Source organism: Muricoccus nepalensis, assembly GCF_006438825.1.
Lineage (GTDB): Bacteria > Pseudomonadota > Alphaproteobacteria > Acetobacterales > Acetobacteraceae > Roseomonas > Roseomonas nepalensis.
Genome location: NZ_RCZP01000035.1, coordinates 24,580 through 36,669, shown reverse-complemented (window position 1 = coordinate 36,669; position 12,090 = coordinate 24,580). Strand labels below are relative to the sequence as shown.

Below are 12,090 nucleotides of genomic sequence, written 5' to 3'. Positions count from 1 at the left end.
GAGGGATCCCGTGAGCGGGGGGGACGGCGCGGCGGCGGCGCCGGGCGCGGAGCTCCTCGCGGTGCTGCGCAGCCCGCGGCTGCTTCGCCTCGTGCAGGACGGGCTGTGCCGGATCGGCGCGCCGCCCGCGCTCGTCCTCGCGCCCGAGGAGGCGCTGGTGCGGATCGTGGCGCCGGGCCGCCCGCCGCTCGCGGTCCTGCTGGAGGAGCAGCCGGGGCGGCGCGGCTGGGGGGCGCTGCGGGCAGTGTCGGAGGACCCCTTCGGCGAGGTGACGGTGCTCATGCTCGGGGGCATTGACGGGCTGGAGGACGCGCCGGGCATCCTCGCCGCGCTGCGCCGCCTGACCGGGCGGCCGGAGGGGGGCGAGGCGGCGGAGGTGGCGGCGCTGCGGCTCGGCCTCAGCCGCGGCGAGGTGGCCATGCGCTACCAGCCGATCGTGCGGATTGCCGACTGCGCGCCGGTGGGGGTGGAGGGGCTGGTGCGCTGGCTCCGCCCTGACGGGCGGCAGGGCGCGACGCCGCTCGGGCCGGATTCCTTCCTTCCCATGGCCGAGCGCGGCGGGCTGTCGGTGCCCGTCGCGCGGGCGGTCGGGCGGATGGCGGCGGAGGAGATGAACGCCCTCCGCCCCGGGCTCGAGCTGCCCGTCTCGATCAACCTGCCGCTCGAGGTGCTGCTGCGGGCCGATACCGTGCCCTGGCTGGCCCGGCTGCTGCGCGGCGCCCGGATGCGGCCGGAGGCGCTGAGCATCGAACTGACGGAGACGACGCCGGTGCGCGACCGCGCGGTGCTGCGGCGGGCCGTGGAGCGGCTGCGGGGCGCCGGGCACGCGGTCTGGATCGACGACATGACGCTCGACCGGCGCGACGCGCTGATGGACCTCCCCTTCTCCGGGGTGAAGCTCGACCGGCACCTGGTGGGCGCGATGCCGGCGAGCCGGCGCGCGCGGGCGGAGGTGGAGCGGCTGGTGGCGATGGCGCGGCGGCGCGGGATGCTCGTGACCGCGGAGGGCGTGACGGACGGGGCGCTGTGGCGGGCGCTGCAGGCCCGGGGGGTGGACCACGCCCAGGGCTTCGCGGTGGGGCGGCCGCTGCCCGCGACGGGGCTGCCGGCCTGGGCCTCGGCTTGGCGCGCCTCCGGCCCGCCGCGGGGGCGGGCGGAGTAGCGCGCCCGGCGCGGGCCGGCCCGCCCTTCCCGGCGGGCCGCGCCCTTCGGCTCAGCGCATCGCCGCGATGTCGATCACCTCGCTTGCGCCGGCCACCGGGCCGAGAACGGTGGGGGTGCCGTTCTCGAGGTTCACCGTGTGCAGCACGCCGCCCGCGAGAAGGTAGGCGGTGTTGGTGCTGCCCTCCGCGAGGATGTCCATGGCCGCCGTGGCGGGAACGCCGCCGCCGACGCGGCCGCGCACCTGCTGCACGCCGTCGTTCGGGGGCGCCTGGAGGTTGAGCTGGCCGAGCACGCTGTCGATCGTCAGCAGCATGGTGGCGGTGGCCCCGGCCATGCTGTTCGTGTAGGCGCCGGCGGTGACGCGCGGCATGGTCTCGGCGAGCGGCGTGCCGGCCTGGTACTTCAGCTGGCCGTCGCGGACCACGGCGCCGGTCTCGACGTTGACGCGGAAGTTCACGCCGCTGGCGCCCATCAGGCGCAGCCGGTCGGCGACGGGGTTGAAATCCACCACCGCGCGGCCGCCGGCGTCGAAGGCCTCGGAGAGCTGGCTGACCTTGGTGGCCATGCCGGTCATGGGGTCGATGGTGACGATCTGGCCGCTGGCGGTGACGCCGTAGAGCTTGCCGTCGGCGGGGCGCACGTCGATGCCGAGCAGCGCGCCGTCGGCGCCGCGGACGCGGACGGGGGCGGAGGCGCGACGGCCCTCGGTGTCGATGCGCACGAGGCTGCCCTCGGCGGTGAGGCCGACGAGGGTGGCGGCGCCGGCCGGGGCGGCGGCGAGGCCGAGGAGGGCGGCGCCGGCGAGAGCCAGGCGGCGGAGGCTGTGCGTCATGGGTCGCTCCTTGCGGGACAGGGGCGAAGGGATCGCCCCGCTGCCTGCGCTACGGGGCGGCGGCGTTCCTGGACGCAGGCGGAACGGTCACAGGGTGGTGAGGGCGCCTCAGGTGCCGGCGGCCGGGGCGAGGCGGCCGATGAAGAGGATGGGGCCGGTCGGGCGGCCGGTGGGGGAGCCGCCGGGGGGCTCGAGGGTGATCTCGATGAGCATGCCGGGCTCGGGCCGGACGAGGCCGGGGGCGATCCGGGCCTGCCCGCCCTCCGGCACCAGGCCGAGCGAGGTGGGGGCCGTGGCGCCGGGCGGCAGGGCCCAGAGCTGCTGCACGCGGCCGGGCTCGACGGGCCGGGGGTTGAGGCTGGCCAGGCGGAGGCCCGCGCCCTCGGTCTCCACGAGCCAGGCCGGCTGGTCGCGGCTGGTGAGCAGCACGGTCATCATCCGCGGGGGATCGGCGGGGCGGAGGAAGAGGACCGCGGCGAGGCCGGCGGCGACGGCGGTGGAGCCGGCGGCCCAGGTCTTCCAGAAGCGGTCCGGCCGGGGCGGCGGGGCAGCGCGGCCGGGGATGGCGCGGAGGGGGACGACGGGCGCGGGCGCGCGCGTCGCGACGGAGGCCTCGATGCGGTCCCAGAGGCCGTCGGGCGGCGTCTCGGGCGGCGCGAGGCCGGCGAGCGGGGCGAGGCGGGCCTCCCAGCGGGCGACGGTCTCGCGGAGGGCGGCGTCCACCGGCAGGGCGCGGGCGACCTCGGCGGCCTGGCGCGCGTCGAGGGTGCCGAGGACGTGCTCCGCGGCCAGGGCGTCCAGCGCCTCGGGATCGGAAGGGATCATGCGAGGCAGCCCCTGAGGCGGGCGAGGCCGCGGCGGATCCAGGCCTTCACGGTGCCGAGCGGCAGGTCGAGCCGGGCCGCGATCTGGGCGTGGGAGAGGCCGTGGACGAAGGCCAGGAGGATGCCCTCGCGGTTGCGGGCCTCGAGGGCGGCGAGGCAGTCGCGCAGCCGCCCGGCCTCCTGGGTCTCGCAGAGGCGGTCCAAGGCCTCCGGCGCGACGGCGCCGTCGCCGAGCGTGGGGTCGTCGGTCGGCGTCTCGCGGCCGCGGGCGCGGGCGAGGTCGAGGGCGGCGTGGCGGACGATGGCGGCGAGCCAGGCGCCGGCCTCGCCGCGGGCGGGGTCGAACTGGCGCGCGCGGGCGGCGATCTTCACGACGGCGTCGTGCAGGGCGTCGGCGGCGGCGTCGCGGTCGCGCAGGATCGCCATCGCGACCCCGAAGAGGCGCGACGCCTGGGCGTCGTAGAGGCGGCGGAGCGCGCCGGCCTCGCCCTCGGCGACGCCGCGGATCATCGCCGCGGCGTCAGCGGTCAAGCCCGTGTCAGGCATAGGCCTCCCGGTACAGGGCGACGATCTCGGCGGCGTCGGGGACGCGGGGGTTGTTGGCGGGGCTGCCGGAGGCGAGGGCCTGGGCGGCCATGGTGTCGAGCAGCCCGTCCCAGCGCTCGGCCGCGATGCCGTGGGCGGCGGGGGTGGGGACGGCGAGGTCGCGGTTGAGCGCCTCCAGCTCCTCGACGAGGCGGACGGCGGCGGACTGGTCCCCCTCCCCTTCCTTCGCGACCCCCATGATGCGCGCGGCCTCGGCGTAGCGGGGCAGCGCGGACTGCAGGCCGAAGCGGGTGACGGCCGGCAGCAGCATGGCGTTCGACAGGCCGTGGGGCACGTGGAAATGCGCGCCGATCGGGCGCGACATGCCGTGGACGAGGGCGACGGAGGCGTTGGAGAAGGCGAGGCCGGCGAGCATGGCGCCGCGCATCATGGCCTCCCGGGCCGCCTCGTCCCGCGCGCGGCCCGCGCTGCTCGCGTCGGCATAGGCGCGGCGGAGGTTGGGGGCGATGAGGCGCATGGCGAGGCGCGCGTAGTCGTCGCTGAAGGGGTTGGCGCGCTTGCTGACGAAGGCCTCGAGCGCGTGGGTGAGGCTGTCCACGCCGGTGTCCGCGACCGTGCGGGCCGGGACGGTCCAGGTCAGCTCGTGGTCCACGATGGCGGCGAGCGGGAGGGCGCCGAGGCCCGCGATGAGCATCTTCTCGTCGCGCGCGGTGTCGGTGATGACGGTGAAGCGCGTGGCCTCGCTGCCCGTGCCGGCGGTGGTGGGGATGCAGAGGACGGGCACGGCGCCGGTGTTGGCCTGGGCCGGGGCCTTGAAGGCGCGGATATGCGTGCCCTCCGGCGCCGCGGCGAGGATGGCGATGGCCTTGGCGGTGTCCATGGGGCTGCCGCCGCCGAAGCCGATGAGGCAGTCGTAGTCGCCGGACCTGAAGGCCTGGACGCCGGCTTCCACCACGGTATCGGTGGGGTCGGGCACGGTGTCGCTGAAGACGGCGGCGGCGATGCCGGCGGCGCGGAGGGGGGCGAGGCAGCGCTCGACCGTGCCGGAGGAGGCCATCCAGGGGTCGGTGACGACCAGCGGGCGCGACAGGCCGAGCTGGGCCAGGACCTCGGCCACCTTGGAGACGGAGCCGCCGCCCGAGAGGATCAGGCGGGGGGCGACGAGCGTGACGTGCATGGGCGGGCGTTCCCCTCTGTTGGGGCGCATCATGCGGGCGGGCGGGCGCGGCGTAAACGGCGGGGCCGGGCCTAGAGCGGCTGCCAGAGCGCCGCGTCCAGCCGGGCGTGGCTGGAGAGGCCGGGCACGGGGCCGGGTTCCTCCCCGAGGAGAAGCACGCCCCGGACGAGGACCGGGCGGAGCGGGTGGTCGATGTCGACGCCGGGCGCGCGGAGATGGACCACCACGATGTCGTCGGGCCAGCTCAGCGAGGGCGCGCAGAAGGGGCATTCGGGCATCGGGTCGCGGGAGAGGACGAAGTAGGCGGCCTCCGCCACCATGGGAGGCGTCATGTGGCCGCGCATCTCCACCACCTCCCCGGCGCGCGCCGCGGCGGGGCCGATCTCGACGCCCAGCAGGCCGGTGAGGGCGAAGAGGTCCTCCCATTCGACGGGCTCGGCGGCGGCGGCGGCCCAGTCGGCGGCGGGGGCCGCGCCGAGGACGCCGTGGGCGCGGAGCGGCGGGCGCGGGGCGCGGGCGAGGCGGAAGTCCATGGCCGCGCTCAGGCCTCGTGCAGGATGCGGCCGTCCACCATGGTCAGCGTGCTGCGGAGGTCGCGGATGCGATCCTCGGGGACGGTGAGGTAGTCGTCGGACAGGACCACGAGGTCGGCGAGCTTGCCGGGCTCGATGGAGCCTGCGCGGTCGTCCATGAAGTCCACGTCCGCGCTGCCCATGGTGTAGAGGCGGAGCGCCTGCTGGCGGGAGACGGCCATGTCCGGCCCCAGCGGCTCGGTGACGCGGCCGCGGATCTCGACCTTGCGGGTGACGAGCCACCAGAGGGCGACGTAGGGGTTCCAGTGCGCGACGGGCGCGTCGGTCCCGGCGCCGGCGGGGATGCCGCGGTCGAGCACCGCTTTCGTCGGCGTGCACCAGGCGGCGCGCTCCGGGCCCCAGTAGCGCAGCATGTTGTTGGCTAGGCGCACGGACTGGTCCTGCACGGTGACGCGGATGCCGAGCGTCTTCATGCGGTCCAGCGAGGCCGGCCGGGACAGCATGACGTGCATGGCGGCCCAGCGGAGGTCGGCGATGGGGTGGTCCTGCGCGACCTTCTCCCAGAGGTCAAGGACGTGGTCGGTCGTGGCGTCGCCGACCATGTGGACCTGGAACTGCCAGCCGCGGCTGGCGGCGAGGCGGAACATCTCGAGCGCCTCGGCGTCGCCGCCGGCGGGGCCGAGGAGCTTGCCGCGGAAGGCGGGGTCGGTCTGCTCGCCCTCGACGATCTGGTAGGGGTCGTAGGTCCAGGCGCCCTCCACCCCGCCGTCGTAGAGGTACTTGAAGCCGCCGACGCGGAGCCAGTCGTCGCCGAAGTTGGGCGCCATGACGGCGGAGCGGGCGCGCACGTCGGCGAGGCCCGTGGCGCGCTGCATGATGCGGACGCGGTGCCGCATGCCGCCCATGCGCCAGAGGTCCATGTAGGCGCCGATCTCCTCCGGCGTCGCGCCCGGCTCGGTGGAGGCGGTGACGCCGAGGCCGGCGAGCACCGTGCTGAAGCGCGCCAAGCCCTCCGTCAGCCTCTCCCGCGACATGAGGGGCAGGAGGCGGCGGACGAGGTTCATCGCCGGCCCCTCGATGAGGAAGCCCGTGGGCTCGCCGCCGTCGCGCACGATGACGCCGCCGCGCGGGTCCGGCGTGTCGCGCGTGATGCCGGCGAGGCGGAGGGCGGCGGAGTTGACGACGGCGACGTGGCCGCCGCGCGGGATGAAGACGGGATGGTCGGGCGAGATGCGGTCGAGCTCGCCGCGCGTGGGCATCCGGCCCTCGGCGATCTGGCCCTCGTGCCAGCCGGAGGAGGCGATGACCCATTCGCCGGGCGGCGTGGTGGCCACGCGGGCGGCGAGGGCCTTGAGGATGGCGTCGAGGTCGCGCGCGTCCTCGAGGGCGACGTTGAAGATGTCGCGCGCGGCGCCGATCGTGTGGAGGTGGCTGTCGCGCAGGCCGGGGATGACGGTCGCGCCGCGCAGGTCGATGACGCGCGTGCGGGCGTTGGCGAGCGCCATCACGGCGGCGTCGGCGCCGACCGCGAGGATGCGGTTGCCCGCGACGGCGACGGCCTGGGCGGTGTCGCCGGCCGCGTTGACCGTGAGCACGCGGGCGTTGCGGAGGATGACCTCGGCGGGGACGATCGGGTCGGCTGCGCGGCCCTCGCCGGGGAGGAAGGTGAGGCCGAGGCTGGCGAGCGCGCTGGAGACCAGCGCCCGGCGCTTCTGGGCGAACCAGCCCCTGCCCGCTTCCCGTTCCCGCATCGCCCGGTCTCCGGCATTAATGGCGGGGAGCATGGGCGCGGGGCGGCAGGGCCGCAAGCGCGGAGGCCCGGGGCGCTTTCTCTCGTCAGGCCGCCGTGGTCAGGCGGAGGCCCGGGACGCGCGCGCCGCCGCGTAGGCCGCGAGCCGGCGCGCGGCCATGGGCGGCACGCCCGCGCCGGCCTCGGCGTTGAAGCGCGGGAGGTCTTCCGCGAAGTGGCAGGCGCTGGTGTGGCCGGGGGCGATCTCGCGGAGCGGCGGGTCACTCTCGCGGCAGACGGGCTGCGCGTGGGGGCAGCGCGTGTGGAAGCGGCAGCCGGGCGGGATGGCCATGGGGCTGGGCAGGTCGCCGGCGAGCGGGCGCACGCCGCCGCGGCGCGCGGGATCGGGGCGCGGGATCGCGGCGAGGAGGGCGCGCGTGTAGGGGTGGCGCGGGTCGGCGAAGAGCGCGTGCTTGGGCGCGACCTCCACGATGCGGCCGAGATACATCACCGCCACGCGGTCGGCGACGTGCTTCACCACCGCGAGGTCGTGCGCGATGAAGAGGTAGGAGAGGCCGAGGCGTTGCTGCAGGTCGCGCAGCAGGTTCACGACCTGCGCCTGGATGGAGACGTCGAGCGCGGAGACGGGCTCGTCGCAGACGACGACCTCGGGCTCCACCGACAGGGCGCGGGCGATGCCGATGCGCTGGCGCTGGCCGCCGGAGAACTCGTGCGGGAAGCGGTTGGCGTGGAAGGGGCGCAGGCCCGTCAGGCGCAGCAGTTCCTCGACGCGCGCGCGGCGGGAGGCGGCGTCGCCGAGGCCGTGGACGGCCATGGGCTCCGAGATGGCGTCGGCGACGGTCAGGCGCGGGTTGAGGCTCGCGTAGGGGTCCTGGAAGACGATCTGCAGGCGGCGGCGGAGCGCGCGGAGCTTCGCGCCGGTGACCGCGGTGACGTCCTCGCCCTTGAAGTGGACGCGGCCGGCGGAGGGCTCGATGAGGCGCATCACGAGGCGGGCGGTGGTGGACTTGCCGCAGCCGCTCTCGCCGACGAGGGCGAGCGTCTCGCCGCGGTGGAGGGAGAAGGACACGCCGTCGACCGCGCGCACGGCGCCGACCTGGCGGGCGATGACGAGGCCCTTCTTGACGGGGTAGTGCTTGGCGATGCCGTCCGCCCGGAGCAGGGGGGCCTCGCTCATGCCGCGATGTCCAGGATGTTCTCGACGGGCGCGCGGATGCAGGCGGCGCGGTGGCCGGGCGACAATTCGCGCAAGGGCGGGTCGGCCTCCGTGCAGGCGCGGGTGGCGAAGGGGCAGCGCGGGTGGAAGCGGCAGCCTTTCGGGAAGGCGAAGGGCGGGGGCACGCTGCCGTCGATGGAGAGGAGGCGCTCGCGGTCCTCCTCGATGCGCGGGATGCTGCCGAGAAGGCCGATCGTGTAGGGGTGCTGCGGGTCGTTGAAGATGTCGGCGGCGGTGCCGCGCTCGACCACGCGGCCGGCGTACATCACGGCAACCTCGTCGGCCATCTCGGCCACGACGCCGAGGTCGTGGGTGATGAGGATGACGGACATGCCGGTTTCCTGCTGCAGGTCGCGCAGGAGGTCGAGGATCTGGGCCTGGACGGTGACGTCGAGGGCGGTGGTGGGCTCGTCGGCGATCAGGAGGCGGGGGCGGCAGGACAGCGCCATCGCGATCATCACGCGCTGGCGCATGCCGCCCGAGAGCTGGTGCGGGTACTCGGCGAAGCGGCGTTCCGGGGAGGGGATGCGGACGCGGCGGAGCGCCTCGATTGCGCGGGTCCTCAGCTCGTCGTCGCTCGCCTTTGCGTCGTGGGCGCGCATGGCCTCGGTGATCTGGTCGCCGATGCTGTGCACCGGGTTCAGCGAGGTCATGGGCTCCTGGAAGATCATCGCGATCTCGCTGCCGCGGACGGCGCGCATCTGGGAGGGCGAGAGGGCGGCGAGGTCGCGATCCTCCAGCACGACCCGCCCCTGGGCGAGGCGGCCCGGGCTGGGGACGAGGCGCATGATGGAGAGGGAGAGCATGGACTTGCCGCAGCCGCTCTCGCCGACGATGCCGAGCGTCCGGCCGCGGGGGACCTCGAGCGTCACGCCGTCCACCGCCGCGATCTCGCCGGAGCCGCTGGGGAAGGTGGTGCGGAGGTCCTCGACGCGGAGGAGGGTGTCGCCCGTCATACCCAGTTGAAGCTCGGCGGGCTGATGGCCTCGACCGGGCGGTGCGCCCAGTCCTGGGAGGGCGCGCGGTCGAGGATGCGCTTCTGGGCGTCGTGCAGGTGGGCGGCGGCCGCCTCGTAGTCCATCGTCAGCACCATGCCGTCCTTCACGACGAGCTGGCCGTCCACGTAGACGTCGCGCAGCGCGCGGTCGCCGGCCGCGTAGACGAGGCTGCGCAGCGGGTCGCGGCCCGGGCGCATCTGCGGGTGCGCGGCGTTCACCAGCACGATGTCCGCGCGGCAACCGGTGGCGAGGCGGCCGATGTCCTCGCGGCCGAGCGCCTTGGCGCCGCCGATGGTGGCGGCGTCGAAGATCTCGGTGGTGGTGACGGCACGGGGGTCGGTCGCCTGGGTGCGGGCGAGGTAGCCGACGAGGCGCATCTCATCGAGCATGTTGTGCGGGTAGGTGTCGGTGCCTAGCCCCATGTTCACGCCGCGGCGCTTGTAGCGGCCGAAGTTCTTCATGGTGATGCCGCGCCGCGCGAAGACGGTCGGGCAATGCGCGACGGTGGTGCCGGTCTCGGCCAGGCGCCCGAGGTCGGTGTCGGTGTGCCAGCGCGTCGAGGGGTGCTCGTCGAGGAAGATGCCGTGGCCGATGATGGCGCGGTCGTTGAGCAGGCCCATGCTGTCGAGCCAGCCGATCGGCGTCATGCCGTGGCGGCGGGTGATCTCGTGGAACTCCACGACGGACTGCGCGGCGTGGATCTGCCAGGACAGGCCGCGGGCGCGGGCCTCCTGGCTGCTTTCCCGCAGCAGGCCGGGGGCGCAGGTGTCGATCTGGGCAGGGACGACCATGCCGAAGAGGCGGCCGCTCTCGTGCTGCTCGGCGCGGTCGATGAGCTGGAGGGCCTCCGCCATCGCCTTCTCGCCGGCGGCCTCGTCCCACTCGTACTCCACGACGTGGCCGTTCTTCGTGAACCAGCGCGCGGACTTGAACATGGGGGCGACGCAGACGCGCATGCCGGATTCGGCGAGGAGGTCCAGCCAGCCGGGATGGGCCATGGAGAGGTCGGCGACGGTGGTGACGCCGGAAAGGAGGAGCTCGCTGAGCGCCACGCGCACGCAGGAGGGCACGGCCTCGGCGTCGGCGCGGAAGATCGGCATGAACTCGTAGAGGGAGGAGTTGTAGAGGCCCGGCGAGCCGATCTCGTCCAGCAGGCCCTTGTTCATGGGCTCGCTGGAGGGGTGGGAATGGATGTTGACCAGGCCGGGCATGACCATGAGGCCGGCGCCCTGGATCTCCTCCTCAGCCGGGCCCGTGTAGCCGCGGCCGACGAAGGTGATGGTGCCGCCGTCGAAGGCGACGTCGCTGTCCTGCATGTAGACATGGCGGCCCGCGGAGGCGTCCCAGGCGACGACGACGTCGGCGTTGCGGATGACGGTGGTCATGGTTCTTCCCCGGTGCAGAAAGTGGGGTGGCCGCGACCGGCGGCCACCCGTGGGAGGCGTCAGCGCGTGAGGCGGATGTCGAGGCCCTTGTAGAGGCCCACCCCGTAGATGCCGTGCGGGCGCACGCCCTCGGTGCGGGCGGAGGCAGCGATCCAGAGCTGCTCCCGCGCGATGGGCAGCCAGACGTTGGCGGCGGTGATGCGGCGCTGCGCCTCGCCGATCGCCCTCATGCGGTCGCCCTCGGCGAGGCCGGTCTTGGCGATGCGCAGCAGGCGGTCCGTCTCCGGGTCGTTCCAGTTCATCCGGTTCGGCGTCGGGCGGTTGGTGCTGTCGAAGTAGAGGGAGAAGCCGTCGGTCGCGGAGATGTAGGGGTAGGACATCATGAAGGCGTCGAACTCCTGCGTCGCCAGCTTGCCCCAGCCCACCGTCGCGTCCCAGAGCTGGACGCGCATCTCGATGCCGACGCGGCGGAGGTCCGCCTGCATCGCCTCCGACATGCGGCGCCACTCGTTCGTCTGCAGGCCGTAGAGGAGGAAGGAGGCGCGCTCGCCGTTCTTCACGCGGATGCCGTCGGGACCGGGCGCCCAACCGGCCTCGTCGAGGACGCGGCGGGCCTCGTCGGCGTTGAAGCTCGGCACCATCTTCGCGGCCTCGGCGTCGTAGCCGATGGTGCGCGGGTTGAGGTAGGCGTCGGCCGGGTCGGCGGCGCCGAAGAAGGTGGCCTGGACCACCGCGTTGCGGTTCACGCCGAGGTTGACCGCGCGGCGGATGGCGGGGTCGCTGACGACGGGCTTGTCGACCTTGAAGCCCATGAAGAAGTCCCAGAAGTAATTCTCCTGGCGCGTCAGCTTCACGGTGGGGACGTTGCGCAGGCCCGCGATGGCGAATTGCGGGATGTACTGCGTGACGTCGCCCTGGCCGGACTGGAGCGCCGCGAGGCGGGTGTTGGCCTCGGGGATGATGCGCCAGATCACGCGGTCGATCTGCGGGGCCGGGTTGTTGTAGATCGGCGGGCCCCAGCGGTAGTTCGGGTGGCGCGTCAGCACGAAGTCCTGGCGCGGCGACCAGGAGCCCCAGCAGTAGGGGCCGGTGCCGTTGAAGCCCTGCACGCCGAAGTTCGCGCCGAGCTTCTCGACCGTCTGCTGGTCGACGATGGCGGCGAAGAAGAGGGTGAGCTGGTAGAGAAGCTCGCCGTAGGGCTCCTTCAGCTTGTACTCGACGGTGTAGTCGTCGATCGCCACCACTTCGTCCACGGGGCCGGCGCGCCAGCGGATGGGCGAGCGGGTGGAGGGGTCGACCCAGCGCTTGATGGTGTAGACCACGTCGCGCGCGGTGAAAGGCTTGCCGTCGCAGAAGGTCACGTCGCGACGGAGCTTGAAGGTGTAGGTCTTGCCGTCCTCGGAGACGGTCCAGGATTCGGCGAGGCCGGGGCGCACGGTGCGCTGGTCCCAGTCGAGGGAGACGAGCGTGTCGCTCATCATGTAGACGACCTCGCCGGCGCCGCGGGCGGTGGAGCGCGGCGGGTCGTAGTTGTCGGCGTCGATCTCGCGCAGCACGACGAGCGTGTTGCGGGGCGCGGCCTGGGCCAGGGCGTCGGCGGCGGGCGCCGCGGCGCCGAGCGCCATGAGCCCCGCGTAAAGCCACCTTTTCATCGCTAGTGCCTCC

Annotated in this window: 11 protein-coding genes; 1 reads left to right on the top strand and 10 read right to left on the bottom strand. The window is 74.4% G+C overall.

All coding sequences use genetic code 11. The annotated features are described in order from the left end of the window. The first annotated feature begins 10 nt into the window (after positions 1-10). Complete coding sequence (locus EAH89_RS23705; RefSeq protein WP_140886186.1) at positions 11-1,162, top strand: EAL domain-containing protein; 1,152 nt, start codon at positions 11-13, stop codon at positions 1,160-1,162. 51 nt (positions 1,163-1,213) lie between these two features. Here EAH89_RS23705 and EAH89_RS23700 read toward each other — a convergent pair whose 3' ends face one another. The 10 genes from EAH89_RS23700 to EAH89_RS23655 form a co-directional block, all read right to left on the bottom strand. After that, a complete protein-coding gene (locus tag EAH89_RS23700; RefSeq protein ID WP_140886185.1) occupies positions 1,214-1,996 on the bottom strand; it encodes a DUF4394 domain-containing protein in 783 nt (260 codons plus the stop codon). A 108-nt stretch (positions 1,997-2,104) separates the two neighbouring features. Further along, positions 2,105-2,821, bottom strand: coding sequence for an anti-sigma factor (locus EAH89_RS23695; protein WP_140886184.1), 717 nt, complete (start codon positions 2,819-2,821; stop codon positions 2,105-2,107). Beyond that, the gene (locus EAH89_RS23690; protein ID WP_241667178.1) at positions 2,818-3,351 is read right to left on the bottom strand and encodes a sigma-70 family RNA polymerase sigma factor; all 534 of its coding nucleotides are present in this window, start codon (positions 3,349-3,351) and stop codon (positions 2,818-2,820) included. Before EAH89_RS23690 ends, EAH89_RS23695 begins: the two co-directional genes overlap by 4 nt. 7 nt (positions 3,352-3,358) lie before the next feature. Beyond that, the gene (locus tag EAH89_RS23685) at positions 3,359-4,543 is read right to left on the bottom strand and encodes an iron-containing alcohol dehydrogenase (protein ID WP_140886182.1); all 1,185 of its coding nucleotides are present in this window, start codon (positions 4,541-4,543) and stop codon (positions 3,359-3,361) included. A gap of 71 nt (positions 4,544-4,614) precedes the next feature. Then, positions 4,615-5,076 (bottom strand): hypothetical protein, encoded by a 462-nt coding sequence (locus EAH89_RS23680; protein WP_140886181.1) that lies wholly within the window; start codon positions 5,074-5,076, stop codon positions 4,615-4,617. A gap of 8 nt (positions 5,077-5,084) precedes the next feature. Continuing rightward, on the bottom strand, positions 5,085-6,827 hold the full coding sequence (locus EAH89_RS23675; RefSeq protein ID WP_161993727.1) for an amidohydrolase: 1,743 nt from the start codon (positions 6,825-6,827) through the stop codon (positions 5,085-5,087). Between the two features lie 99 nt (positions 6,828-6,926). Further along, entirely contained in the window at positions 6,927-8,003 is a 1,077-nt protein-coding gene (locus tag EAH89_RS23670; RefSeq protein WP_140886179.1) for an ABC transporter ATP-binding protein, read from the bottom strand. Next, positions 8,000-8,998 (bottom strand): ABC transporter ATP-binding protein, encoded by a 999-nt coding sequence (locus EAH89_RS23665; RefSeq protein ID WP_140886178.1) that lies wholly within the window; start codon positions 8,996-8,998, stop codon positions 8,000-8,002. Before EAH89_RS23665 ends, EAH89_RS23670 begins: the two co-directional genes overlap by 4 nt. Continuing rightward, the gene (locus tag EAH89_RS23660) at positions 8,995-10,425 is read right to left on the bottom strand and encodes an amidohydrolase family protein (protein ID WP_140886177.1); all 1,431 of its coding nucleotides are present in this window, start codon (positions 10,423-10,425) and stop codon (positions 8,995-8,997) included. The genes EAH89_RS23665 and EAH89_RS23660 overlap by 4 nt, the downstream gene beginning before the upstream one ends. Positions 10,426-10,484: 59 nt before the next feature. After that, a complete protein-coding gene (locus EAH89_RS23655) occupies positions 10,485-12,077 on the bottom strand; it encodes an ABC transporter substrate-binding protein (protein ID WP_140886176.1) in 1,593 nt (530 codons plus the stop codon). Positions 12,078-12,090: the final 13 nt, after the last annotated feature.